Consider the following 25,637-nt stretch of genomic DNA (forward strand, 5'->3'; position numbering starts at 1 on the left):
TCACGCCCTCCCATCCATCGCCGCGCAGGCAGCCGCGCAGGCCAGCAGCTTGCCCGCCAAGGCGCGCGCTTGTGCAGGCGTCAGGCGCTGCGAGACGTAGCAATCCGGCTCCCAGCGTGACAGGCGCACCCCGTGGGCATCGGCGCTCACGCTCAGGCGCAGGCCGCTGCCGCTCAGGTATTCGCATTGCAGCGCGGTGCCGGTTTCGGCATCGGTTGATCGGGTAAAGGTGGCTGCATTCATGCTGCGCCTCCTTGCACCAGGGCGGCATTCAAGCGCCGCAGCGCAGCCAGCGCCAGGCCGGTTTTACGCATTGCGGCGGGGACGTTGCCGCATGGCGACTGGCGCAGGTAGTACGCGGCCATGCTCAGGGCGTTGCAGGCATCGGCATATGCCTGCATGGGCTCGGCTTGCCTGTTCGCTTGCGCGGGCACGGGCACAGCGCCGCAGGCGCTGGGTTGCGGGGGAAAGGTCACGATCATGGTTCCGGCTCCTTGTTGAGACTTGGAAGCCACCGGCCCGCGTTTTCACGCGCAGACAGGTGGGCGGGCGTTGAAAACACGCAACAAGACGTGCGGGCGCCCTTGCGGGTGGCCCCGCCCGCCCGAAACCATGCAAAGCAATTCGGGCACGACGAAGCCCCTCTATCGGGGGGGCGCTACCGCTTGTTGTCAGGTGTTTTCACGCACCGGCCCCGGCTGGGGCTGGCGTGATTTTCGCCCACGGGCTGGGGCTGCGTCAATCGTGCGGGCCGCTATGGCGCCCGTCCATGGCGGCGGAAGCCTCACGGCGCCATGGACAACGGCGCCAGCCTGTGATAGCTGCGCGGCGCCTGGGCTGGGGGCTCCAGGGGGAACCCCTCTCGCGCTCACGTCCGCGAAGGCGCGCCAGCGTGCAGCACATGGCCGCAAGCGGGCAAGCGGCGGGCGGGTGGCCTGAAAAGAGAATCAGGGTTTGTATGTATGAAAAATTTCACTATTCAATATATTTCTCTTTTGTCCCCGCTTTGTACCCCGCACTGTCCCCGCTTTGTCCCCGGCAGCCATCGGCCGCAAACCCGCATGGATGCTGGATTCTTTGTTTTGTCCCCGCTGTCCCCGCCGTTTTCTTGTTTTCCGGGGGGAAGGCTTTGCACCTGGGGCACAAAATAGCCACCCGGCCGGGGCGGCTGCGGGTGGCTGGTGCCGGGTTTCAGGCGCTGCGCTTGGGTAGCTCGATCACGTCTGCACCGGCTTGCAATTTGTCGAGATAGTCCGCCCACACTTCGAGCATGGCGGCGCGTTCATCGATGAAGGTGGCCCGGTCATAGGCGCCCCCGTGGGTAATCTGGCCTTTGTGCGCCATCTGCGCCTCGATCACGTCGGCCGGGTACTTCAGCACCTGCCGCAAGATGGTGCGGCCGCTGGCCCGGTAGCCATGCCAGCAGTGGCGCCCCTTGTAGTCCATGGCATGCAGGGCGGCATTTACCGCAGCTTCGGACATCGGCCGCGCGTGGTCGCGCATGCCGGGGAACACGTACACGCCGTGCCCGGTCAGGGGCGCCAGCTCTCGCAGCAGCTCCACGGCTTGGCGGGGCAGGGGAACGACGTGCGGCTGTCCGTTGATTTTTTCGTGCTTCTTGCGCTTCAGGTCTTCGCTGGGGATCGTCCATCGCCCGGCTTCCAGGTCAAGATCAGCCCAGCGCATGGCGCGCAGGTTGCCGGGGCGCTGAAACAGGATCGGCGCCAGGCGCAGCGCCGCACGCACCACGGGGCCGCCCTTGTAGGCGCTGCTTGCGCGCAGCAGCTCGCCCAGCTCGGCAGGGTCGGTGATCGCGGGCATGTTCTTCGTGACGTGCGGGCGCAGCCCCTTGCGAATGTCTTGCGTCACGTCGCGCTCGGCATGGCCGGATGCGATGGCGTATTGCCAAACCCCGTGCGCCGTCAACACCACGCGATGCGCCACGTCCAAGGCGCCGCGTTCCTCTACCTTGCGCGCCACGGCCAGCACTTGGGGGCCGGTGATTTCGCGGATCGGCAGCGGCCCAAGGTAGGGCAGCAGGTCTTTTTCCAGATTGCGCAGCTCTCGGACATAGTGCCCATTGCTCCATGTGTCGCGGTGCAGATCAATCCATGCGGTGGCCATTGCCCGGAAACTGCCATCGTCGCTTGCCGCTTCTTGTGCGCGCGCCACCTGCCGGGCCTTCACCGGATCGGCGCCGCTGGCCTTGTCTTGCTTGGCGTGGTCGCGCGCTTTGCGCGCTGCGGGAAGCTTGATCGCCGGGTAATTGCCAATGGCAAGGCGCCCCTCCTTGCCGTCTTTGCGGTACTTCCAGAACCAGCGCTTGGAACCGTTAGGGGTCACTTCCAGATAGAGCCCGCCCGCGTCATACAGCCGGGCGCGGCTCTTGTCGGGTGGGCAGGTGGCATTGCGGCATTCGGCATCGGTCAGCATGGCGGGCCTCATTGCAAGGTAGGCGGGTTGAACCCGGCGCGCGTCAGGCGGCGCGAAACGCCGAAACCCCGCAAACCCGCACCGCCAGCGGGTTTGCGCCGATGCGGGGGAACAGGTGGGCAAATTTTACCCCCAGCCCTCAAATGTTCCCCCGTTTGTTCCCCCCGTTTGGGCTGGCTGCATGCGGACAACGCCGGAAGCATGCGGGCGCTAAAGCGTTGTTTTCTATAGGGGAAAATAAAAAATCCGGAAGCTTGCGGAAGCTCCCGGATCATCAAATGGTAGGCGCGATTGGACTCGAACCAACGACCCCCACCATGTCAAGGTGGTGCTCTAACCAGCTGAGCTACGCGCCTGTTCTACCGAAGGGCGCGATTCTAGCAAGAAAACCGGGCTGCCCTGGCCACTCAGCGCCTTCTTGCGGAACGCACGCCGGTCACCGCGGCGAGGATGCCGAGCACCTTGTTCAGACGCTCGGCGCTGGTGATTTCCACGGTGAAGGTCATCCAGGCCGTGTCCTTGACACTTTGCGTCTGCACGCCGATGACATTGATCTTCTCGCGCGTGAAGACGTCGGAGATGTCGCGCAGCAGTCCCTGGCGGTCTGCCGCTTCGATGGCCAGGTCCACGGGGTAGACCTCGGCCGCGGGGCCGGGCTCGCCGCCCCAGGTGACTTCGATCACGCGCTCTTCATGGCGCGCGGCGAGTTCGCGGAAATTGCTGCAATCCGAACGGTGCACGCTCACCCCCTTGCCGCGCGTGACGAAGCCGCGAATGCTGTCCGGTGGCGCCGGTTTGCAGCATTTGGCCAGCTGCGTCATGAGCGATCCCAGGCCTACCACCAGCACCGCGCTCCTGGCGGCGTCGTCGCTGGCGCGTTGCCTTTTGCGCGCCGGTGCGTCCGCCTCGCCCGCGGGGGCCACGGGCTGCGGGTGCAGCAGCTGCTCGATGGAGCGCAGCGACAGCTCGTCCTTGCCGACCACCTCGAACAGGGCGCTGGCGCTCTTGAAGCCCAGTTGCGCGGCCAGGTCGTCGTGCTTGATGGCGGTCTTGCCCTCGCGCTGCAACAGCTTTTCGACCAGTTCACGCCCGCGCGCTATCGTGCCCTCGAGCTGCTCGGCATTGAACCAGGCACGCACCTTGGCCTTGGCCCGCGCACTCGTGAGGTAGCCCAGCTCGGGGTTGAGCCAGTCGCGCGAGGGGCGCCCTTCCTTGACGGTGATGATTTCCACCGTCTGCCCGTTCTGCAGCGCAGTGTTCAATGGCACCATGGCGCCATCGACCTTGGCGCCGCGGCAGCGGTGGCCCACGCTGGTGTGTACCGAATAGGCGAAGTCGACCGGCGTGGCGCCCTGGGGCAGTTCGATCACCGCGGCGTTGGGCGTGAGCACATAGATGCGGTCTTCGAACAGGCTGCTGTGGCTGGCGCTGCCCGCGAGGTCACGCTCCCAGGCCAGCAGCTGGCGCAGCACCGCGATCTTGGCGTCGTAGTCGCTGGCGGCGCTCACGCCGCCATAGCCCTTGGTGCCCGCTTCCTTGTAGGCCCAGTGCGCGGCCACGCCGCTTTCGGCGTGGTCGTGCATGGCCTGCGAGCGGATCTGGATCTCGATCGCGCGCCCGTCCTTGTCGCGCACCACGGTGTGCAGCGACTGGTAGCCATTGGGCTTGGGCCTGGCGATGTAGTCGTCGAATTCCGCCTGGATGGACTGGTACTGGCTGTGCACCCAGCTGAGCGCGGCATAGCAGTCCTTGACGCTGGGCACGATCACGCGCAGCGCGTGCAGGTCGTACACCTGATCGAAAGGCAGCGACTTGCCGCGCATCTTCTTGACGATGCTGTAGATGTGCTTGGGTCGCCCGGACACCTTGGCCTGCACGCCCTGGCGCTGCAACTGCTCTTGCAGCTGGGCGCGCAGCTGCTCGACGAAGGCTTCGCGTTCCGTGCGCTTTTCATCGAGCAGCCGGGCCACGTCGCGGTAGGTTTCAGGCTCCAGCTCGCGAAACGCCAAGTCTTCGAGCTCCCACTTGAGCTGCCAGATGCCCAGGCGGTTGGCCAGCGGTGCGAAGACCTGCAGGGTTTCGCGCGCCATCGCGGGGGAGGCGGGCTGGTGCGTGCTGGCGTGAAAGCGCATGGTCTGCAGGCGTGAAGCCAGGCGCAGCAGCACCACGCGCAGGTCGCGCGAAAACGCCAGCAGCATCTTGCGCACGTTCTCGGTCTGTACCTGGGTGGCATCGATCTGCCTGTGCGTGGCGTGCGCCTCCCGGGCCTGGCGCTGCACGCGCATGAGCTTGGTGGTTTCCACCGCCAGCTGCGCGAAATTGGGGCTGAAGGCCTTGGCGATGACCTCTTCGGGCCGCGTCAGGTGCAGGCAGGTGTGCACGAGATAGGTGGCGGCCTGCATGGTCTCCGAGCTGCCAAGCTCGCGCAGGATGCGCGCCACGGCGTCGGCGTGCTCGAGCGTGTTCTCACCCGAATCCAGGGTTTCGCCGCGCAGCAGGGGCTCGGCAAAGGCGCGTGCACGCACCAGTGCTTCATGCGGATGCAGGTCCAGATCGGCCAGCCCTTCAGAGGTGGCTGCGATCAGGTGGGGCAGTGGCTCGGCGCCACTGCCCGCTCTGGCCTGGATGCTGGCGGCGGCGGCTTTCATGCTTGCGACCCGGCCCCGATGCCCAGAATAAACTCGGCCACCACGCGCACCTGCTCGGGCGCCACCAGAGTGGGCGCGTGACCAACACCGGCGAATTCCACCAGCCGCGCATGCGGGCCGCGCTCGCCCATCGCATGGGCCACCGCCGGCGACAGCAGGTCGGAGTCCTTGCCGCGCAACAGCAGCACCTGGGCGGTGATCTGCTCGTAGAGCTGCCACATCAATGCCTCGCCCTGCTGTGCGAGTTCGGGCGTGAGGGCCTTGAAGGGCTGGGCGATGGCGGGGTCGTAGTGCAGCCGCAAGCCGCCTTCGGGCGCAGGGCGCAGCATGGGGCGGCTCAGCGCCAGCCATTGCTCGGGGGTGTGCGGACCAAAGCTGCTGGAAATTGCCCAGAGCGCGTCGGCCGCCTGCTGCTCGCTCGCAAAACGCACCGGCGCGCCCAGATACTGGCCTATGCGCTGCAGCGCGTCCCAGGGCAGGGCGGGGCCGACGTCATTGAGTACCAGCCGGCGCACCGGCGCCGGCAGCGGCAGGTCCTGCTGGCCGGTCAGCACCATGCCGATCAGCCCGCCCATGCTCGTGCCCACCCAGTCCAGCCGGGCGATCGGCCCTTCGCCATGCAGCTGTGCGAGCAGCGCGAGCATGTCGGCGGCGTAGAGCGGGATCTGGTAGTCCTCGGGGTTGGCGAGCCAGTCGCTTTCCCCGCGGCCCACCACGTCGGGGCAGACCACGCGTGCGCTCCCCGACAGCGCCTTCGCCAGGGTGTCGAAGTCGCGCCCCTGGCGCGAGAGCCCGTGCACGCAGACGACGACGTGCGGGTGCTGCGGCTGCCCGCTCGCGTTCCATTGCCAGTACGCCATGCGGTGCCCGAGCTCGGCGTTGCGGGCGGGTGCGCCGGGGCAGAAAACGTGGCGCAGCGTGGGCTCGGAGGAGGTGTTCATGCGGCCTTGCAACGGCTGATAATGCCTGCGTTGCATCCTAGTTGTTTCGGAGATTTTGTCATGCTCAAGGGTAAAACCGCGCTCGTCACCGGCTCCACGAGTGGCATAGGATTGGGGATTGCCACCGCGCTGGCCCGCCAGGGTGCGAACATCGTGCTCAACGGCTTTGGCGACGTGGACGGGCCGCGCGCCCAGGTGCTGCAGGCCGGCCAGGCAGCGGGCGTCAAGGTGGGCTACCACGGCGCCGACATGGGCCGCCCCGAGCAGATCGAGGAGATGATGCGCCACGCGGCCAGCGAGTTCGGCCGGGTGGACATTCTGGTGAACAACGCCGGCATCCAGCATGTGAGCGCCATCCAGGACTTTCCGGTGGAGCGCTGGGACGCGGTCATCGCGGTCAACCTCTCCAGCGCCTTTCACACCACGCGGCTGGCGCTGCCGGCCATGCTTGACAGCGATTGGGGTCGCATCATCAATATCGCCTCGGTGCATGGCCTGGTCGCATCGGCGCAAAAATCCGCCTATGTGGCGGCAAAGCACGGCATCGTCGGTCTGACCAAGGTCGTGGCCCTGGAGACGGCCGCCAGCGGCGTGACCTGCAACGCGATCTGCCCGGGCTGGGTGCTCACGCCGCTGGTGCAGCGCCAGGTGGACGCCAAGGCGGCCGAGCACGGCCTGTCCAACGAGGACGCCAAGAAGCGGCTGCTGGGCGAAAAAGAGCCCTCCATGCAATTCACCACGCCCGAGCAGCTGGGCGAGCTGGCCGTGTTTTTCTGCTCGCCGGCCGCCGACAACGTGCGCGGCGCGGCCTGGAACATGGATGGCGGCTGGGCCGCGCAATAGGCGCAGGCAGGGCGGCGGCCAGCGGAAGGCGAAGACGCAACACCTGTAACAGTGGGTCAAACTTGAGGCGGCGCACCGGATTTTCCCGGCGTTAGGGGTCAGAATCCGGCGTTGTTACAAATGGCGGGAGGCCCACGCATGAACCCAGGCACGAATCGCACCGACAAGATCCTCGTCGTCGACGACGACGCCCGCATCCGCGACCTGCTGCGGCGCTACTTGACCCAGGAGGGCTTTGAAGTGCTGGTGGCGGAAGACGGCAAGGCGCTCAATCGCCTGCTGCTGCGCGAGACGGCGGACCTGATCGTGCTCGACCTGATGATGCCCGGCGAGGACGGTCTGTCCATCTGTCGCCGCTTGCGCGCCGCGCACGACCGCACGCCCATCATCATGCTCACCGCCAAGGGCGAGGATGTGGACCGCATCGTCGGCCTGGAAGTGGGTGCGGACGACTACATCGGCAAGCCCTTCAACCCGCGTGAGCTGCTCGCCCGCATCCATGCGGTGCTGCGCCGGCGCCCGCCTCAGGAAGCGCCGGGCGCGCCCTCGGGCGAAAACGAGGTCGTGACCTTCGGCCCCTTTACCTTTGACCTGGGCACCCGCGCGCTGCAAAAGAACGGCGAAGAGCTGCCGCTGACCACGGGCGAATTCGCGATGCTCAAGGCCTTGGTGCGCCACCCGCGCCAGCCGCTGTCGCGCGAGAAACTGGCGCTGCTGGCGCGCGGGCGCGAATTCGAGCCCTTTGACCGCAGCCTGGACGTGCAGATTTCGCGCCTGCGCAAGCTGGTGGAGCTGGATGCGGCCTCGCCGCGTTTCATTCAGACCGTCTGGGGCGTTGGCTACGTCTTCGTGCCCGATGGGGGCAATTGAGGGCGCATGCGCCTGCCGTTGATGAGCGCAGAACCCGATTCCTCGTTTGCCGACAGCCAGGGCGGCACTGCGGCGCGTGGTGAACGTCGCAGCACCGTGCGCCGACGCGTGGGCCTGAATCTTTTCTGGCGCACCTTCTTCCTGTTGCTGGTGCTGCTCGTGGGCAGCATCCTGGTGTGGCTGCAGACGCTGCGTGCGCTGGAATTCGAGCCGCGCACGGTGCAGGCGGCCCAGCAGATAGCCTCGCTGGTCAACCTGAGTCGCGCCGCGCTGACCCATTCGGACGCCATTGCGCGCGTGGCGCTGATCAAGGCCATGGCCGACCAGGAAGGCGTGCGCCTTTTGCCGCGTGAGCCCGCCGATCGCTTCGACCTGCTGCCGCCCTCGCCGCTGGCACAGCGCCTGAGCGTGGAACTCACGCAGCGCCTGGGCCCTGGCACCATCGTCGCGAGCCAGGTCAATGGCGAGCCGGGCCTGTGGGTGGGTTTCACCATCAACGGCGATCCCAACTGGCTGCTGCTCGACCGCTCGCGGCTGACGGTGGCCGGCGGAGGCACCTGGCTGATCTGGCTGGCCACTTCGGTCATGCTGTCGCTGGCCGGCGCGGCAATGATTGCGCGGCTCATCAACCGCCCGCTCAAGCAGCTCTCTCGCGCCACCAACCGCGTGCGCCGCGGCGATTTTGCCGCCAGCATGCTCGACGAAGGCGCGGTCACGAGCGAGGTGCGCGAAGTCAACATCGGCTTCAACCGCATGGCGCAGATGCTGGCCAAGCTCGACCAGGACCGCGCGGTGATGCTGGCGGGCATCTCCCACGACCTGCGCACGCCGCTGGCGCGCCTGCGCCTGGAGACCGAGATGAGCGTGGACGACCAGGTGGCGCGCACCCACATGGTGGAAGACATTGCCCAGCTCGATGCCACGATAGACAAGTTCCTGGATTACGCCCGCCCCGACTCGGCGGCGCTGGCCACAGTCAATCTGCACGTGGTGGTGACCACCTGCGTGCACGCTCTGCGCGACGACGGACAGATGCAGATCAGCACCGACGTGCCCCGGGACCTGAACGTCATGGCCGACGAGATCGAGCTGGCACGCGTGATTTCCAACCTGCTGGAGAACGCGCGGCGCTATGGCAAGACGCCGGGCGATGAGGTCACGCAGCTCGAGGTCACGGCCCATGGCGCCGGGGAATGGGCGGTGCTGCAGCTGCGCGACCACGGCACGGGCGTGCCGCAGCAGCAGATTGCCAGCCTGATCCAGCCCTTTTTCCGTGGCGACGCGGCGCGCACCGCCGCGGCCGGCGCGGGGCTGGGCCTGTCCATCGTGGACAAGACGGTGCGGCGCATGGGCGGAAGTTTTTCCATCTCCAACGCCGACGCCAAGGCCGGCGGTGGCCTGGTCGCGCGCGTCGAGCTGCGCCGGGTGAGCGCGCTCGCGCAAGAGGCGGCCGAGCACGAGAGTGCGGGCGAGCCGTCGGGCGCCTGAGCAAGCAGGCACGAAAAAGGCCTCTCGCGCCGTGGCGCCAGAGGCCTGTCGTGCGGCAGGCGGCCAGAGCCGCCGGCGCATCAGACGCGCTTGCGGTATTCGCCGGTGCGGGTGTCGATCTCGATGCGGTCGCCCTGGTTGACGAACAGCGGCACCGCCACTTCGAAGCCGGTGGCGATCTTGGCGGGCTTGAGTACCTTGCCCGAAGTGTCGCCCTTGACGCCGGGTTCGGTCCAGGTGATTTCGCGCTCGACGCTGGTGGGCACTTCCACCGAGATGGCCTTGCCTTCGTAGAAGACGACTTCGGCGCTCATGCCGTCTTCCAGGTAGTTGATGGCGTCGCCCATGTTGCCGGCCTCCACCTCGTACTGGTTGTATTCGGCATCCATCCAGACGTACATCGGATCGGCGAAGTAGGAGTAGGTGCATTCCTTCTTGTCGAGGATCACGTTGTCCATCTTGTCGTCGGCGCGAAACACGACTTCGGTGCCGGTGTTGCTGAGCAGACCCTTGAGCTTCATGCGCACCGTCGAGGCGCCGCGCCCGCCTCGGGCGTATTCGGTTTTCAGAACGATCATCGGGTCTTTGCCCTGCATGATCACGTTGCCGGCGCGGATTTCCTGAGCGATTTTCATGGGCTTGCGGTGTCCAGAGTGTGGGGCCGCTCCAGGGTCCGGGCGGGCGGGCCGCGCCTGCGGCCTTTCCAACCCCGGGGCCATGGAGCCAGCGGGGGGCGCCTGGGGCTCGCAGCAGAGGGCGGGAGCCGGGCGCAAAGACCGCCATTCTAGCTTTTTTCGTTCACGAAACGGCGCAGTTCGCTCAGCAGATCGGGCTGGGCCCACAGACGCTCGCGGGCCCGCAGCACGCAGCCGGACCACTCGTGCCAGAGCGCGCCGTCGCCTGGGTCGGGCAGTTGTGCGGCCGCTGCCATGCCGTTCCATGCGTGGTGCAGGCGGCGCAGTGACGCGGGCGCCTGCAGCCAGTCGAGGAAGGCATCGAGCTTGGCGTGGTGCGCGCCGTCGTCTTGCGGGTAGATCTGCCACAGCAATGGCTTGCCGGCCCAGAGCGCGCGCACCAGCGAATCTTCGCCGCGCACGCAGTTGAAGTCGCTGGCCCAGAGCAGCTCGTCGAAGTCGGTCTGGCTGCATGCGGCCAGGTGGCTGAATGCAAGCTGGCCGCCGGGCGGTGCGCTCTGCTGCGCATGCCAGTGCGCAAAGGCTGCACTCGCGCGTCCCGGCGTGAGCAGCAGGTGCGCGCGCTTGGTGCCCGCCAGCGCCTGCAGCCAGGCATCGAGGGCGGGCGGCTCATAGCAGAACAGGCTGACGGCCATGTGCCCGTCGGCGATGCCGTGGCGCCGGCGCCAGGCGGTGCGGTCAAAGGCCCGCTGGCGTTGGCACAGATCGCGCTCGCGCAGCAGGCCGCCGGTGTCCGCGCTGAAACCGGGGTAGAAGTACCAGCGCGTGAGTCCCGCGCCCGGGCCGCTGAAGATGGGCGAGGGCAGGCGATGGCTGTGCTGCACGTAGTCTTCGGCGCTCAGGTACTCGAGGTTGACCCAGACCGGCGGGCGCGCCATCGCGGCCATGGCGCCGATATAGGCGGGCGGCAGGTCGCAGCCAAAGGTTTCGATCACCACGTCGGCCGGGCCGCCTGCCGGCACGGCGGCGGGCCAGGGGTGGATCTGCACGCCGGGGCAGCCCGCGGGCGCCATCCAGGCCAGCGCGCTGGCGTCATCGGTCCACAGGCGCACCTGCAGACCTTCGCCCGCCAGCACGCTCGCCAGGCGCCAGCACACCCCGATGTCGCCCCAGTTGTCGATCACGCGGCAGAAGATGTCCCAGCGTTCAGCCATGCGGAAATGGTAATGTTGCCAGCCGGTGGAACACGAGAAGCGCTACCTGCATGTCAGACAACAACGCCGCGCTGCTGCCGCTTGCCGGCCTGCGCGTGATAGAGATGGGGCAATTGATCGCCGGGCCGTTCTGCGGCAAGACCCTGGGCGACTTTGGTGCCGAGGTGATCAAGGTCGAGGCCACCGGCAGCGGCGACCCGCTGCGCGGCTGGCGCCTGCTCAAGGAGGGCACTTCGGTATGGTGGCAGGTGCAATCGCGCAACAAGCGGTCCGTGGCACTGGACCTGCGCCAGGCCGAGGGGCAGGAGATTGCGCGCAAGCTGCTGGCCGAGGCGGACGTGCTGATCGAGAACTTTCGCCCCGGCACGCTGGAAGCCTGGGGCATGGCGCCCGAGACACTGCAGGCGGCCAATCCGCGGCTGGTGATCCTGCGCATCTCCGGCTACGGCCAGAGCGGCCCCTATCGGGATCTGCCCGGTTTTGGCCTGATCGGCGAGGCCATGGGCGGCCTGCGCCATCTCACGGCCGAGCCGGGCCGGGTGCCGGTGCGCGTGGGCGTGTCCATAGGCGATACCCTGGCGGCGCTGCATGGCGTGATCGGCATCCTGATGGCGCTGTACCACCGCAAGGCGCATGGCGGGGCGGGGCAGGTGATCGACGTGGCGCTGTACGAGGCGGTGTTCAACTGCATGGAAAGCCTGATCCCCGAGTACGACGCCTTTGGCGTGGTGCGCCAGCCCGGCGGCAGCGCGCTGCCGGGCATTGCGCCCAGCAACGCCTACCCCTGCAGCGATGGCTGGGTGCTGGTCGCGGGCAACGGCGACAGCATCTTCAAGCGCCTGATGGCAGCCATAGGCCGGCAAGACCTGGCCGATGCGCCCGACCTCGCCAGCAACCCGGGGCGCGTGGCGCGCGTGGCCGAGATCGATGGCGCGATCGCCGACTGGACGCGCACGCGCAGCGTGGATGCGGTGGTGCAGGCCATGGGCGAGGCACGCGTGCCCGCCGGCAAGGTCTATACCGCCCGGGACATCGCCGAAGACCCGCACTACCGTGCGCGCGAGATGCTGCTGCAGCAAGCCACGCGCGATGGCTACAGCCTGCAGGTGCCCGGCGTGGTGCCCAAGCTGTCTGCCACGCCGGGGCGGGTGCGCAGCAGTGCGCCGCATCTGGGCGAGGACACCGATCGGGTATTGGCCGAGCTCGGGATCACGCCCGGGCAAATCGCCGCGCTGCGCGAGCGAGGCATAGTGCAATAAAGTGAATTTGATAGCTGCAAGCGAGCGCCCAGTCTGCGTTTGAGGCCGATTTCATTCATGGCGGAAGGGGTGGGATTCGAACCCACGGACGCTTGCGCGTCGCCGGTTTTCAAGACCGGTGCAATCGACCACTCTGCCACCCTTCCCGGTGCCGCGCCGCTGGAGCCTTTTGCGGCTGCCTTGCGGGGCGGCCATTTTAGCGGCCGCTACATGCCCAGCGACTTGAGCAGCTCGTCCGTGTCCGAGCCCTCGCCCGCGGGTGGCGTGGGCGCCGTGCTGGCCGGCGCGCCGGCGGCCTGGGTCATCAGGGCGTCGGGGTCGGGCGCTTCCTGGGGTTCGAAGTCGTAGAGCTTGATGAACTGGGTGTGGTCGATCGCCAGTTCCAGGTAGAAGATGTTGTTCTTGGCGGTGTAGAAGGTCACGCGCCGCGCTTCGGGCTGGTCGAGGTTGGCGTCCACGCTCAGCACGACCTGCTGGTTGAGCACCAGCATCTTGGGCTGGTTCTGCGTGATGCGCGTCTGCAGCTCGCGCTGGATGGCGCTGGTGAAGTCGCCCACCACCTGGTTCATGAGCTCGCCCATGACGTTGGCGACCTCGTCCGAGGTGTAGGCGGGGGCAAGGTCGCTTTCCGACATGCCCATGCTCAGCAGGTAGCTCTGGTAGATCTCCATGGCCGCCGCGGCCGAGAAGTTGATCACGACGAGGCCCGAGAAGCCGCCGTTGAACAGCACGAAGCAGCCGATGTCGGGCTTCAGGCAGGTCTTGCTGATGCGCTGCACCATGCCCGAGTAGCGCACCGTGCCCTGCGTGGCCACCGAGAGCACGCGCGTGACGGAGTTGCACAGGCTGATGAGCACGTCCTTGGTGCCATAGACGACGGTGTGGTCCGGGGATTCGGTCATGGTGGGCAGCTTTCTCGGGGCCGGGTTCAGCGCGGGGCGCGGGAGGTGGCGTTGGCCGCCACCAGTGCCGTCATGTTGACCACGCGGCGCACGGTGGACGAAGGCGTGAGCACGTGCGCGGGGGCGGCGCAGCCCAGCAGGATGGGGCCTATCGTGGTGCCGTGGCCGTCGGTGGTCTTGAGCACGTTGAACAGGATGTTGGCCGCGTCCAGGTTGGGGCAGATCAGCACGTTGGCGTTGCCCGTGAGCGTGGAGTCCAGCAGCGTGCGCCGGCGTATCGTCTCGGACAGCGCGGAGTCGCCGTGCATCTCGCCGTCGCATTCGATCTGCGGCGCGATCCGGCCGAAGATCTCGCGCGCGCGGCGCATCTTCAGTGCGCTGGGGCGCGTGGACGAGCCGAAGTTGGAATGCGACAGGAACGCCACCTTGGGCGGCAGGCCGAAGCGCTGCACCTCCTCGGCGGTGCGCAGCGCGATGGTGGCCAGCTGCTCGGCGCTGGGCTCGTCGGTGATGTAGGTGTCGGCGATGAACAGGGTGTTGCCGCCCATGACCACGGCGTTGACGGTGGCCAGGTCGTGGGTTTCGTCCTGCAGGCCGAGCACGCCGCGGATGTGGGCCAAGTGGTTGTCGAACTTGCCCACCAGGCCGCAGAGCATGGCGTCGGCATCACCCAGGTGCACCATGAGGGCGGCAATCAGCGTGTTGGAACGGCGCACCGAGGCTTTTGCCGTTTCGGGCGTGACGCCGTGGCGCCCCATGAGTCTGTGGTAGGTCTCCCAGTACTGGCGAAAGCGCGGGTCGTCCTCGGGGTTGCAGATTTCCACGTTCACGCCGGGCTGCAGGCGCAGGTCGTTGCGCTCGATGCGCGCCTGGATGACGGCGGGGCGGCCTATCAGTATCGGCTTGGCCAGGCCGTCGTCGATGGCGAACTGGGCGGCGCGCAGCACGCGCTCGTCCTCGCCCTCGGCATAGGCCACGCGCTGCGGCATGGCCTTGGCGGCGGAGAACACCGGGCGCATGAACATGCTGGTCTGGTAGACGAAGCGGGTGAGGCTTTCGCGGTAGGCTGCGTAGTCGGCGATCGGGCGGGTGGCCACGCCCGACTCCTCCGCCGCCCTGGCCACGGCCGGGGCGATGCGCAGGATCAGGCGCACGTCAAACGGCGTGGGGATGAGGTAGTCCGGCCCGAAGTGCATTTCCTTGCCCTGGTAGGCTGCGGCGACTTCGGCCGACAGCTCGGCCTTGGCCAGGGCGGCGATCTCGCGCACGCAGGCGAGCTTCATCTCTTCGGTGATGCGGGTGGCGCCGCAGTCCAGCGCCCCGCGGAAGATGTAGGGGAAGCACAGGACGTTGTTGACCTGGTTGGGGTAGTCCGAGCGGCCGGTGGCGATGATGCAGTCCGGGCGCACCGCCTTGGCCAGTTCGGGGCGTATTTCGGGCTCGGGGTTGGCCAGCGCCAGGATGACCGGCCTGGGGGCCATGGTCTTGAGCATTTCGGCGCTGAGCACGCCCGGCGCCGAGCAGCCGAGGAAGACGTCGGCACCCTCGACCGCATGCGCCAGGGTGCGGGCATCGGTTTTGCGCATGAACTGCGCCTTGGAAGGGTCGAGGTTCTCGCGCTCGTGGTGGATCACGCCCCTGGAGTCGCACATGTAGATGTTTTCGCGCTTCAGGCCCAGGCCGATCATCACGTTGACGCAGGCGATCGCGGCGGCACCGGCGCCGGAGACGGCGAGCCTGACCTGGCCGATGTCCTTGCCCACCAGCTCCAGCGCGTTGATGAGCGCGGCGCTGGAGATGATGGCGGTGCCGTGCTGGTCGTCATGGAACACCGGGATGTTCATGCGCTTGGACAGTTCACGCTCGATGTAGAAGCACTCGGGCGCCTTGATGTCTTCCAGGTTGATGCCGCCCACGGTGGGCTCCAGCGCGGCGATGATGTCCACCAGCTTGTCCGGGTCGCGTTCGGCCAGTTCGATGTCGAACACGTCCATGCCGGCGAATTTCTTGAACAGGCAGCCCTTGCCTTCCATGACGGGCTTGCCGGCCAGCGGGCCGATGTCGCCCAGGCCCAGCACCGCCGTGCCGTTGGTGACCACGGCCACGAGGTTGCCGCGCGAGGTGTAGTCGTAGGCCTTGGCCGGGTCGGCGTGGATGTCCAGGCAGGGGTAGGCGACGCCCGGCGAATAGGCCAGCGACAGGTCGCGCTGGTTCACCAGGGGCTTGGTCGGCGTGACCGAGACCTTGCCGCGCAAGGGGTTGCGGTGGTAGTCGAGCGCGGCCTCGCGCAGGGCGGCTTCGGCAGGGGAGAGAGACTTGCTCATGGGGCACCCGATGGAGAAGAGTTGCGCGTCGAGCTTACTGCAAACAGGGGTGCTGGCAGGGCCTGCGCGCTGTGCGCCGGGCCCTTGGCCCGGGGACGCCGCGCCGGTTCAATGCGCGCCGGTCTGCATGCTGGCACGGGCTGCCGCGGCGGTGTCTTCGCGCGCGCCGTTGAAAAACAGGTTCAGGGCCACGGCGCAAATCGAGGCGAGCAGGATGCCCGATTCGATCAGCGGATGGATGGCGTGCGGCATCCATTGGCGAAAGTTCGGCGCGACCAGCGGAATCATGCCCACGCCTATGGAGATCGCGACGATGATGGCGTTGTTGCGGTTGTGGTGAAAGTCCACGCTCGCCAGGATGCGTATGCCGGTGGCGGCGACCATGCCGAACATCACCAGACCCGCGCCGCCCAGCACCACGGTGGGCAAGGATTCGACCAGCGCACCCATCTTGGGCACGATGCCGAAGACGATCATGATCGCGCCGCCCGCCACGCAGACCCAGCGGCTCTTGATGCCGGTGACGGCCACCAGCCCCACGTTCTGCGAGAAACTGGTGTAGGGGAAGGTGCTGAAGATGCCGCCGATCACGGTGCCCAGCCCGTCGGTGCGCAGGCCGCGCTTGAGGTCGTCGGGCGAAATGTGCTTGTCCGTCATCTCGCCCAGCGCGAGGAACATGCCGGTCGATTCGATCAGCACCACGATCATCACCAGCGACATGGTCAGGATCAGGATGGGGTCGAACACCGGGTAGGCGATCTGGAAGGGCAGCACCAGATCGAACCATGCGGCCTTGCCGACCTTGGAGAATTCCATCAGCCCCATGGCCGCGGTGACGAGGCCGCCGACGATGATGCCTATGAGCACCGAGATGTTGGCAACGAAGCCCTTGCCGAAGCGCGCCACCAGCAAGATGGTGAGCAGCACCAGGGCGGAGATGCCCACGCCGGTCAGGTCGGCGTACCTGGGATTGGGCAGCGTGGGCAACACCGCGAAGCCCTTGGGCACGGCCGGCAGCGACGAGCCCGGCGCGCTGACGGCGGCCTGCAGCTCCTGCAGCCATTTGATGTGGTCGGGGTTGGCGATGGCCGGGGCGGTGGGGCCGATCGGGTTGCCGAAGATCCAGTTGATGCCTATGCGCATCAGGCTGATGCCTATCACCGCGATGATGGTGCCGGTGACGACCGGCGGGAAAAAGCGCAGCATGCGGCTCATCAAGGGCGCGATGAGGATGGCGACCACCCCCGCGCCGATGACCGACCCGAAGATCAGCCCCGCACCGTAGGGCCCGCCCGTGGTCTGCGCCATGGACACCATGGGCGCGACGGCGGCGAAGGTCACGCCCATCATCACCGGCAGCTTGATGCCGAACCACTGGGTGGCCCCGCCCGCCTGGATCAGCGTCACCAGGCCGCAGACGAAGAGGTCGGCCGAGATCAGGTGCGCCACCTGCTCGGGCGTCAGGTTCAGCGCCCGCCCCACGATGAGCGGCACGGCCACCGCGCCCGCGTACATCACCAGCACGTGCTGCAAGCCCAGGGCTATGGTCTGCCCCCAGGGCAGGGCTTCATCAACGGGATGGACGGTGTCGCGCATGGGGGGATCCTGAGATGCTGGTCAGAAGAAGTACATACAAAAAGTGTATACAAAACAGGGCGCATGGACACTATCGCTTGCACGGGCTTGACGCCCGCGCCCCGTTCGCGTAAGGCAGGCGCCCCGTTCAGGCCATGAGGTCGGCCAGGGCGCGCGCCAGGACCTTGGTGGCGCGGCGCAGGTCTTCCAGGTCCAGACGCTCGTCGCTGCGCTTGGCATGGCTTTCGAGCACGGTGCGCGGGCCCGCGCCGTAGATCACCCCCGGGATGCCTTGTTCGCCGTAGAGTCGCACGTCGGTATACAGCGGCGTGCCCACGGCCGGCGGTATCTGGCCGAAGACCGCCGCCGCGTGTTTCTGCAGCGCGCCGACCAGCGGTTGGTTGCCGGGCAGCGGCGTCATGGCGCGCGCCAGCAGGATGCGGCGCACGTCGCTCGTCACCGCGTCCGCCCCCTTGACGCCGCGCCAGCGGTTGAAGTGGCGCGTCGCGTCCTGGATCACCTTGTGCAGCCTGGCTTCGACCTTGGCCGGGTTTTCCTCGGGGATCATGCGCCGGTCGAGCTTGAGCACCACCTTGCCCGGAATCACGTTGGTGTTGGTGCCCCCCTCGATGCGCCCGATGTTCAGATAGGGGTGGGAGATGCCCTTGACCCTTGAGCTCACCTCCTGGTAGGCGCTGTTTTCCGCATAGAGCGCGTTCATGACGAAGACCGCCGCCTGCAGCGCGTCCACGCCGGTGTTCGGCACCGCCGCGTGCGCCATGCGGCCCTGAATGGTGACTTCCAGCTGCAGGCAGCCGTTGTGCGCGGTGACGACCTCGTAGGAAAAGCCGGCGGCAATCATCAGGTCTGGCCTGGTCAGGCCCTGCGAGAGCAGCCAGCCGGGGCCGAGCAGCCCGCCGAATTCCTCGTCGTAGGTGAAGTGCAGTTCGATGCTGCCCTTGGTGGGCCGGGCTACCGCTTCGAGCGCGCGCACGGCGAAGCTGAAGGTGGAAAAGTCGCTCTTGCTGACTGCGGCGGCGCGGCCGTAGAGCTTGCCGTCCTCGATCTCGGCGCCGTAGGGGTCGTGCTTCCAGCCATCGCCCGGCGGCACCACGTCGCCATGGGCGTTGAGCGCCAGCGTGATGCCGCCCTGGCCATAGGGCCGGCGCACGATGAGATTGGTGATGCTCTGCATGCCGTAGTCGCGCACCTGCTGCTCGGGCACGGCGTGCTTTTCGGCCTCGAAGCCCCAGGCGCGGATGAGCTCGGCGGTGCGCTCGGCGTGCGGGGCGTTGTCGCCCGGCGGCGTGTCGGTGGGCACGCGCACCAGTTCCTGCAGAAAGCGCACCTGCTCGTCGAAGTGCGCGTCGATCCAGGCGTCGAGTTGTTCGTAGTCGCTACTCATGGGTGTTCCTGTGCAAGTTGCTGCAATACGTCGCTGAAAGCCTGCACCGCGAGCTGCATGTCGTCGGCGGTGGTGGATTCCAGCGGGTTGTGGCTGATGCCGTTGTTCTCGCCGCGCACGAAGAGCATGGCCTGGGGCAGGATCTGGTGGATCTTCATCGCGTCGTGTCCCGCGCCGCTGGGCATGCGGTGCACCGGCAGGCCGAGCTTTGCCACGGCCGCCTCCCAGTGCGCCTGCAGGGTCGCGTCGCTGGGGGCGCAGCTGGCCTGCATGCTGCGCTCGGCGACGTATTGCAGGCCGCGGCGCTGGCAGATTTCATTGAGCTTTTGCAGCACGTCGGCCACCAGCGCGTCGCGCTGGGTGTCGCTGGGCGCGCGCAGGTCCAGACTGAATTCGCAGCGCCCCGGCACCACGTTGACCGAGCCGTCGGGCACCTGCAGCATGCCCATGGTGGCCACGCTGTCGCCGTCCTGCGTGGCGCGCTGCTCCATGTAGACGAGCAGTTCGGCGGCGGCGGCCGCCGCGTCGCGCCGGCGCTTCATCGGCGTGGTGCCGGCGTGGCTGGCCATGCCGGTGATGCTGCAGCGGTAGCGGCTGCTGGCGTTGATGCTGGTGACCACCGCGAGCGGCAGGCCCATTTCATTGAGCACCGGACCTTGCTCGATGTGCACCTCAACGTAGCCCAGGTAATCGGCCGGGTCGCGCTTGAGCCTGGGGATTTCGGCGATGCACAGGCCGGCGTCTTCCATTGCCTTGCGCATGGTGATGCCCTCGGCGTCCTCCTGATCGAGCCAAGCCGGATCGAAGGCGCCCACCAGCGCTCCAGAGCCGAGGAAGGTCGCCTTGTAGCGCTGGCCTTCCTCTTCGGCAAACGCCACCACTTCGATGCCGAAGGGCAGACGCCGACCCGCGCGGTGCAGCTCGCGCACGCAGGCCATGGGCACGAAGATGCCCAGGCGCCCGTCGTACTTGCCGCCGTTGCGCACCGTGTCGTAGTGGCTGCCGGTCAGCAGGTATTGCGCCGGGGGCGCGCCGGTCGCGTCGTTGGCCGCGTCGCCCTCCTGGCGGTTGGCGGCCTCGCGGGCTGCGGCGCTTGCGCCGTCCGCGCCCGCGGCCTGCGCCGGCCGGTAGCGCCCGACGACGTTGCCCACGGCGTCGATCTGCACCTCGTCAAAGCCGCTCTCGCGCATCCACTGGCTGAGCTGCTCGGCGCAGGCGCGGTGCGCTTCGGTGAGGTAGGTGACGGTGAGCTGGCCTTTTTCCGCATGGCCCTGGTCGCTGTGGCGCGCCAGGCGCTCGTGCCAGTCCCAGACCTCGTTGCCCAGGCGCGGCTCCTGGCCGAACTTCTCGTTCAGGCGGATTTCCGCAATGCGGTGGATGTTGCGCAGGGCCTCGGCGCGTTCGAAGTCCGGGTGGTTGGCCAGGCGCCGCGCGAAGGTCTCGATGATCTGCTGCTTGGCAAGACCCGTGCCGCGCGGCCCGCGCACCGCCAGGATGAAGGGGAAGCCGAAGCGGGCGTTGTAGTCGGCATTGAGCTGCTGGATGCGCGCGAACTCGTCGGGCGTGCAGTCGGTCAGGCCGGCCCTGTTCTGCTCCTGGGTCGATTCGGCCGTCAGCGTCCGGCTCATCATCGCCTTGCCGGCCAGCTCGGGGTGGGCGCGGATCAGGGCGAGCTGCGCTTCGACCCCCGCTTCCTGCACCGCCTGCACCAGGGCCCACTTGAGCTGGGCCAGCGTGGCGAAGGGGCGCTGGGTCAAGGCCTCTTCCGCAACCCAGGGGGAATGCTCGTAAATGCCGTCCAGCAGGCGCGGAGCGTCGGCCAGCGGGGCGGTATTGATCTCGTCCAGCGTCAAAGGCATGGTGTTTCCTATCGAAAAGAGAGCTGCTGGCGCTTGTGTGGCAAGGGCTGGAGCCTGTTTTGCTCAAGAAACCGCAGGGAACTGCCGCGCCCAGTGCCGCGCCAGGTCGATGCGCCGGCAGACCCACACCCGCTCATGGCGCGCGATGTGGTCGAGAAATCTCTGCAGTGCGACGAAGCGCCCCGGGCGCCCCACCATGCGGCAATGCAGGCCGACGGTCATCATCTTGGGTGCGTTCGGGCCTTCGGGGTCGCCTTCGGCGTAGAGCACGTCGAAGGCGTCGCGCATGTACTGGAAGAAGGGCTCGGCGTGCGAAAAGCCCTGGGGCAGGCCAAAGCGCATGTCGTTCACGTCCAGCGTGTAGGGCACGACGAGCTGCTGCGCCGTGCTGCCGTCGGTCTTGGCCACCTTCATCCAGAAGGGCAGGTCGTCGCCGTAGTAGTCGGCGTCGTAGGTGAAGCGCCCGGTATCGGCCACCAGGCGGTGGGTGTGGGGGCTGTCGCGCCCGGTGTACCAGCCCAGCGCGTGGTCGCCCTTGCCGCCATAGAGCTGGTCGAAGATTTCCAGGCACTGGTGCATGTGCGCGCGCTCCACGGCCTCGGGCACGTCCTGGTAGTGGATCCAGCGCAGGCCGTGGCAGGCGACCTCGTGGCCCAGCTCGTCAAAGGCCTGGGCCACCTCGCGGTGCTTCTGCAGCGCGGTGGCGATGCCGTAGACGGTGAGTGGCAGCCCCCGCTTTTCAAACTCGCGCAGGATGCGCCAGACGCCGGCGCGCGAGCCGTATTCGTAGATGCTCTCCATGCTCATGTGCCGCGCGGGGTAGGCCGCGGGGTTGAACAGTTCGGACAGGAACTGTTCGCTGCCCGCGTCGCCGTGCAGCACGCAGTTCTCTCCGCCCTCTTCGTAATTGAGCACGAAGGAGACCGCAATGCGCGCCCGCCCGGGCCAGTGCGGGTGCGGCGGCGTGCGGCCGTAGCCGATGAGGTCGCGCGGGTAGGCCGCGGTGGTGTCGTAGCAAGCGCTCATGGATTGGTGGCGGTCAGCGCCATGGAAAGGTCGTTGGTAGGCAGGTCGCGTTCGAACATCAGTCCGTCCTCGACGTTGTCCAGGTGTTCCTGCATCAGCCGCACCGCTGCGGCTTCGTCGCCGGCGACGATGGCGCCGAAGATGGCTTCGTGCTCCGCGTGCGAGTGTTCGGCCGCGGTGCTGCTCTGGTACATCAGCGTGATCAGCGCGCAGCGCGAGATCAGCTCGCCCAGCAGCTGGGCCAGCACCGCGTTGCCCATGAGCGTGGCGATCTGCACGTGAAAGTCGCCCAGCAGCTGGGTGCGCTCGCTCACGTCCTGGCCTTGCATGGCCTTGCGCTCGGCCTCCATGTGCTTCTTGAGCGCACGGATCTTGGCCGGCGTGCTCTCCGCCATGAAGGCGCGCACCGTGGCCAGCTCCAGCATGCGGCGCACCGCAAACACCTGGCGCGCCTCCTGCACCGAAGGGGTCGCGACGAAGGCGCCGCGCGCCGGCTCCAGGCGAATCAGGCGGTTCTGCGCCAGCTGGAACAGCGCTTGACGCACCAGCGTGCGTGAAACGCCGAAGTGGTCGGCCAGCTTCTGTTCGGCCAGCTTGGTGCCGGGCAGCAGACGGTGCTCGACGACGGCGCGGGTCAGGCTCTCGACGATCACCGCGGTGGTGGAGGCGGGGGTATCCATGCGTTCCATGATATCGCGTGAACACAAAAACTGCATACACTTTTTGTGTTCCATCGGCACCGCAGGCGGCGGTTCCGTTCGTCCTTTTGTAGGTTGTGTCCGACAGGGCGCCGCTCGGTTGGCCGACGCGGGCGTGCGCCGGCAGCCGATGTCCTCGCCCGCCCCTGTTGCCTAGCATGAAGTCAGCGGCACGGGCCACCGCCCCGCCGCCAGGGCGCAGCGGCCGAGGCAAACGGCGCGCCCGGCGGGCGGCCGGCTGTCGGCATGCCGCTTGCAAGGAGGAAAGCATGGGCAAGGAATACCAGACGGGCGACCACGTGAGCTGGAACTCGGAAGCCGGACGCGTGCGCGGCACCATCGGCAAGGTGCACAAGAGCGACTTCCAGTGGAAGGGCCACCAGCGCCACGCCAGCAGCGAGGAGCCGCAGTACGAAATCAAGAGCGACAAGACGGAGCACGTGGCAGTACACAAGGGCAGCGCACTGCGGCTGCTGCGCAGTTGAGCGGCGCGCTGCAGGCGCGCGCCTGCATGCCGTCGCGGGCTTGCAGGCTGGCTGTCAACCTGGGAGATACACCATGAAGAAGCTTGTCGGCGCTCTGGTGCTGGCCGCGGTCGCCGCGGCGATGGCGCTGCCAGCCCGCGCGCAGAACGCCACGATCGACGTCTATTCCGGCCGAGGCCAGACGGCCGACGAGGCCTTTTTCGCCGACTTCGTCAGCACCACCTCGATCGAGGTCAACCGCACCGAGAACACCGGGCCGGCCACTCTCGAGGCACTGCGCAACGAAGGCGCCGATTCGCCCGCCGACGTGGTGCTGCTCGACGGTATCGCGCTGCTGGCGCAGGCCGAGGCCGAGGGCCTGCTGCAGCCGCTGCGCTCCGACGCGCTGCAGGCGGCGGTGCCCGCGGCCCTGCGCGCGGCGCCCGACGGCGAAGGCGCCACCGCCTGGTTCGGCTTTGCGCGCAATGCCCGCATCGTGGTCTATCAGGGCGAGCAGGTGGACGCCGCGGACGTGGACAGCTACCTGAAGCTGGCCAGCGAGCGCAACCGCGGCAAGCTGTGCATGGCCGGGGCGCACACCCCGGCCAACCTCGGGCTGATCGCTGCGGTCATCGAGCATGAAGGCAGCGCCGGCGCACGCCGCTGGCTCAGCGGCGTCAAGGCCAATCTGGCGCGCGCGCCCGAAGGCAGCGATACCGACCAGATCCGCGCGGTGCTTGCCGGCACCTGCAAGATTGCGCTGGTGGGCCAGGCCGACCTGGCGCGCCTGATGCAGTCGGACGTGCGCTCCGACCGCGACGCGGCCAGGGCGCTTGCGGTGAGCTTCCCCAACCAGGGCAGCTGGGGCACGCATGTGGACGTTTCAGGCGCCGCGCTGGCGCGCCATGCCAAACACCCGGCGCAGGCACGCGAGTTTTTGCACTACCTGGCCAGCGCCCAGGGCCAGAACCTGTTTGCCAATGGCAACAACGACTGGCCGGTGGTGCGCAAGTTCAGGTTCGACAACCCCGAGCTCAAGACCCTGCTCGGCGCGCGCGAGGACTTCAAGGCCGATGCCACGGCGCTGGCCAGGATTGCGCGCCAGCTCGGCGCCGCGCGCCAGATGGCCGAGCAGGTCGGCTTCGACCGGTCGCAGCGGCCTTGAGCTTTCATGGGCGCCCGGCGTAGCCGCCATGGCGGCTGCGTGGTGCGCCCCGTTCGTGCCCGGCGCGCACAGAACGCGCCGCTCTCTGAGCGCCAGACTTCCGCTAGTCCTACAAGCCCGGGCGCCCGCGCTGCCGAGAATGAAATTTCCGGCAGCCACTCCACTTCGGCCCTCTCGGCCCCGCGGGGCGGGCGCCTCAAGCCCGCAGCGGGCAATGCAATTTCGAGGTAGCAAATGCAAGGCATGGAGATGGCGGGAGCCCTGGACGAGACAAGCTTCAAACGTGCGGGCGAGCGCCTGCCCTTCAGCCGCCGGCAGCTGCTGGCCACCATAGGCAAGGTGGCGGGCGGCGCCGCGATGTACCAGGCGATGAGCACGCTGGGCTTTGCCGCCCAGAGCGGGCAGTACCAGTACAACGGTCCGATCAAGCTGGAAGGTGCCAAACCAGGCTCTTCCGTGGTCATTTTGGGCGCGGGCCTGGCCGGCATGGTTGCCGCCTACGAGCTGCGCCGCGCGGGCTACCAGGTGCAGATCCTCGAATACCAGGACCGCGCGGGCGGGCGCTGCTACACGCTGCGCGGCGGCGACAGCGTCGAGGAAATCGACGCCAGCGTGCAGAAGGTGCAGTTCGCCAGGGGCAACTACCTCAACCCCGGCCCCTGGCGCGTGCCCTACCACCACGTGGCGCTGCTCGACTACTACAAGAAGCTGGGCGTGGAGATCGAGCCCTTCAACATGTTCAACCACAACGCCTACCTGCATGCCGATGGCGAGCTGGGGGGCAAGCCCGTGCGCGCCCACGAGGTCTACAGCGATGTGCGCGGCCATGTGGCCGAGCTGCTGGCCAAGAGCGTGCGCCAGAACGCGCTCGACGACGCGGTCTCGGGCGAGGACGCGCAAAAGCTCCTCGCCAGCCTGAAGGACTGGGGTTTTCTCGACAAGCAATACCGCTACGCCAAGAACATGCAGACCAGCATGGCGCGCGGCTACGCGGTGGAGCCGGGTGGCGGCCTGATGCCGGTGGCCCGGCCCTCGCAGCCCATAGGCCTGAAGGACCTCGTTGGCACCAACCTCTGGAGCATGCTGGGCGTCTTCAACATGCACGAGTTCGCGACCACGATGTTCGAGCCCAAGGGTGGCATGGACATGCTGGCCCAGGCCTTTGCGCGCGAGCTCAAGGACGTGATCCGGCTGCGCTCGCAGGTGGTGCGCATCGAGCAGGGCGCGGACGGCGTCACCATCAGCTACAAGGACCGCGGCGACCCGGACAACGTGCTCAAGGCCCGCGCCGACTGGTGCGTGTGCACCATTCCCGCATCCGTCCTCTCGCAGCTCGAGGAGATCCAGGTGGGCAAGCCCATGCTGGACGCCATCCAGAGCCTGCCCTACGGCTCCTCGGTGAAGATCGGGCTGGAATTCAACCGCCGCTTCTGGGAAGAGGACGAGCGCATCTACGGCGGCATCAGCTACACCAGTCTGCCGATCGAGCAGATCTCCTACCCCTCCACCGGCTATCTGAGCAGCGGCCCCGCGGTGCTGCTCGGCTCCTACACCTACGAAAACACCAACAGCTACCGCTTCACCGCCATGTCGCCCGAAGAGCGCGTGCGCCTGGCGGTGGAGTGGGGTTCGAGGATCCACCCCCAGTACAAGAAGGAATTTCGCAGCGGCGTGGCGCTGGCCTGGCACCGCATGCCGTGGATCCATGGCTGCTACGGGCTGTGGAACGACGCTCTGCGCGCCGCCCACTACGACGACCTCGCGGCGATCGACGGGCGCATCGTGCTGGCGGGCGAGCACGTGTCCTACATCCCGGCCTGGCAGGAAGGCGCGATTCTTTCCTCGCTGGACGCGATCACGCGCCTGCACGCCAAGGCCAGTGCCTGAG

General features: G+C 67.6%; 21 protein-coding genes and 2 tRNA genes. 7 read left to right on the forward strand and 16 right to left on the reverse strand.

Translation table 11 applies throughout. The annotated features are described in order from the left end of the window. The 6 genes from FOZ74_RS12475 to FOZ74_RS12495 form a co-directional block, all read right to left on the reverse strand. Positions 1-243, reverse strand: a complete 243-nt coding sequence (locus tag FOZ74_RS12475) for a hypothetical protein (RefSeq protein WP_146913374.1) — start codon at positions 241-243, stop codon at positions 1-3. Beyond that, entirely contained in the window at positions 240-482 is a 243-nt protein-coding gene (locus FOZ74_RS16080; RefSeq protein WP_186764704.1) for a hypothetical protein, read from the reverse strand. Before FOZ74_RS16080 ends, FOZ74_RS12475 begins: the two co-directional genes overlap by 4 nt. A 709-nt stretch (positions 483-1,191) precedes the next feature. After that, positions 1,192-2,433, reverse strand: coding sequence for a tyrosine-type recombinase/integrase (locus FOZ74_RS12480; RefSeq protein ID WP_146913376.1), 1,242 nt, complete (start codon positions 2,431-2,433; stop codon positions 1,192-1,194). A 279-nt stretch (positions 2,434-2,712) separates the two neighbouring features. Beyond that, positions 2,713-2,789, reverse strand: a tRNA-Val gene (locus tag FOZ74_RS12485). Positions 2,790-2,840: 51 nt separating this feature from the next. Next, positions 2,841-5,081: a RelA/SpoT family protein gene (locus FOZ74_RS12490; protein ID WP_146913377.1), complete on the reverse strand. Its 2,241-nt coding sequence runs from the start codon at positions 5,079-5,081 to the stop codon at positions 2,841-2,843. Further along, positions 5,078-6,022 carry an alpha/beta fold hydrolase gene (locus FOZ74_RS12495; protein ID WP_255437605.1) on the reverse strand — a complete coding sequence of 315 codons (945 nt, stop codon included), beginning with the start codon at positions 6,020-6,022 and terminating at the stop codon, positions 5,078-5,080. The genes FOZ74_RS12490 and FOZ74_RS12495 overlap by 4 nt, the downstream gene beginning before the upstream one ends. Positions 6,023-6,082: 60 nt before the next feature. On the opposite strand from FOZ74_RS12495, the gene FOZ74_RS12500 reads away from it, so the two are divergent. The 3 genes from FOZ74_RS12500 to FOZ74_RS12510 all read left to right on the forward strand — a co-directional run bounded on the left by FOZ74_RS12500 (position 6,083) and on the right by FOZ74_RS12510 (position 9,223). Then, positions 6,083-6,865, forward strand: coding sequence for a 3-hydroxybutyrate dehydrogenase (locus FOZ74_RS12500; protein WP_146913378.1), 783 nt, complete (start codon positions 6,083-6,085; stop codon positions 6,863-6,865). Positions 6,866-7,003: 138 nt separating this feature from the next. Further along, positions 7,004-7,735, forward strand: a complete 732-nt coding sequence (gene ompR, locus FOZ74_RS12505; RefSeq protein ID WP_146913379.1) for an osmolarity response regulator transcription factor OmpR — start codon at positions 7,004-7,006, stop codon at positions 7,733-7,735. A 21-nt stretch (positions 7,736-7,756) separates the two neighbouring features. Then, a complete protein-coding gene (locus FOZ74_RS12510) occupies positions 7,757-9,223 on the forward strand; it encodes a sensor histidine kinase (RefSeq protein WP_146914201.1) in 1,467 nt (488 codons plus the stop codon). Positions 9,224-9,303: 80 nt separating this feature from the next. Here the strand turns inward: FOZ74_RS12510 and efp are convergent, their stop codons facing one another. Both efp and earP read right to left on the reverse strand, forming a co-directional pair. Next, entirely contained in the window at positions 9,304-9,858 is a 555-nt protein-coding gene (gene efp, locus FOZ74_RS12515; protein ID WP_146913380.1) for an elongation factor P, read from the reverse strand. 149 nt (positions 9,859-10,007) lie between these two features. Further along, complete coding sequence (gene earP / locus FOZ74_RS12520; RefSeq protein ID WP_146913382.1) at positions 10,008-11,072, reverse strand: elongation factor P maturation arginine rhamnosyltransferase EarP; 1,065 nt, start codon at positions 11,070-11,072, stop codon at positions 10,008-10,010. 50 nt (positions 11,073-11,122) lie between these two features. Here earP and FOZ74_RS12525 point away from each other — a divergent pair, with 50 nt between their 5' ends. Further along, positions 11,123-12,331 carry a CaiB/BaiF CoA transferase family protein gene (locus FOZ74_RS12525; protein WP_146913383.1) on the forward strand — a complete coding sequence of 403 codons (1,209 nt, stop codon included), beginning with the start codon at positions 11,123-11,125 and terminating at the stop codon, positions 12,329-12,331. 58 nt (positions 12,332-12,389) lie between these two features. Here FOZ74_RS12525 and FOZ74_RS12530 read toward each other — a convergent pair. The 8 genes from FOZ74_RS12530 to FOZ74_RS12565 form a co-directional block, all read right to left on the reverse strand. Continuing rightward, positions 12,390-12,477: transfer RNA gene (locus tag FOZ74_RS12530), tRNA-Ser, on the reverse strand. A 60-nt stretch (positions 12,478-12,537) separates the two neighbouring features. Further along, positions 12,538-13,233 carry a DUF3334 family protein gene (locus tag FOZ74_RS12535; RefSeq protein WP_146913384.1) on the reverse strand — a complete coding sequence of 232 codons (696 nt, stop codon included), beginning with the start codon at positions 13,231-13,233 and terminating at the stop codon, positions 12,538-12,540. 26 nt (positions 13,234-13,259) lie between these two features. Beyond that, positions 13,260-15,557 (reverse strand): NADP-dependent malic enzyme, encoded by a 2,298-nt coding sequence (locus tag FOZ74_RS12540; RefSeq protein ID WP_146913386.1) that lies wholly within the window; start codon positions 15,555-15,557, stop codon positions 13,260-13,262. A 108-nt stretch (positions 15,558-15,665) separates the two neighbouring features. Then, positions 15,666-17,153: a nucleobase:cation symporter-2 family protein gene (locus FOZ74_RS12545; protein WP_146913388.1), complete on the reverse strand. Its 1,488-nt coding sequence runs from the start codon at positions 17,151-17,153 to the stop codon at positions 15,666-15,668. Between the two features lie 127 nt (positions 17,154-17,280). Next, positions 17,281-18,537 carry a M20/M25/M40 family metallo-hydrolase gene (locus FOZ74_RS12550; RefSeq protein ID WP_146913389.1) on the reverse strand — a complete coding sequence of 419 codons (1,257 nt, stop codon included), beginning with the start codon at positions 18,535-18,537 and terminating at the stop codon, positions 17,281-17,283. Then, on the reverse strand, positions 18,534-20,396 hold the full coding sequence (uraD, locus tag FOZ74_RS12555; RefSeq protein WP_146913391.1) for a 2-oxo-4-hydroxy-4-carboxy-5-ureidoimidazoline decarboxylase: 1,863 nt from the start codon (positions 20,394-20,396) through the stop codon (positions 18,534-18,536). Before uraD ends, FOZ74_RS12550 begins: the two co-directional genes overlap by 4 nt. Positions 20,397-20,459: 63 nt before the next feature. Beyond that, positions 20,460-21,422: an allantoinase PuuE gene (puuE, locus tag FOZ74_RS12560; protein ID WP_146913392.1), complete on the reverse strand. Its 963-nt coding sequence runs from the start codon at positions 21,420-21,422 to the stop codon at positions 20,460-20,462. Then, complete coding sequence (locus FOZ74_RS12565) at positions 21,419-22,102, reverse strand: GntR family transcriptional regulator (RefSeq protein WP_146913393.1); 684 nt, start codon at positions 22,100-22,102, stop codon at positions 21,419-21,421. Before FOZ74_RS12565 ends, puuE begins: the two co-directional genes overlap by 4 nt. Positions 22,103-22,389: 287 nt before the next feature. On the opposite strand from FOZ74_RS12565, the gene FOZ74_RS12570 reads away from it, so the two are divergent. The 3 genes from FOZ74_RS12570 to FOZ74_RS12580 all read left to right on the forward strand — a co-directional run bounded on the left by FOZ74_RS12570 (position 22,390) and on the right by FOZ74_RS12580 (position 25,636). After that, on the forward strand, positions 22,390-22,605 hold the full coding sequence (locus FOZ74_RS12570; protein ID WP_146913394.1) for a hypervirulence associated TUDOR domain-containing protein: 216 nt from the start codon (positions 22,390-22,392) through the stop codon (positions 22,603-22,605). Between the two features lie 73 nt (positions 22,606-22,678). Continuing rightward, on the forward strand, positions 22,679-23,749 hold the full coding sequence (locus FOZ74_RS12575; protein WP_146913395.1) for an extracellular solute-binding protein: 1,071 nt from the start codon (positions 22,679-22,681) through the stop codon (positions 23,747-23,749). A gap of 249 nt (positions 23,750-23,998) precedes the next feature. Next, positions 23,999-25,636 (forward strand): flavin monoamine oxidase family protein, encoded by a 1,638-nt coding sequence (locus tag FOZ74_RS12580; RefSeq protein ID WP_222434208.1) that lies wholly within the window; start codon positions 23,999-24,001, stop codon positions 25,634-25,636. The last annotated feature ends 1 nt before the right edge of the window (position 25,637 follow it).

Source organism: Comamonas flocculans, from assembly GCF_007954405.1.
Lineage (GTDB): Bacteria > Pseudomonadota > Gammaproteobacteria > Burkholderiales > Burkholderiaceae_C > Comamonas_C > Comamonas_C flocculans.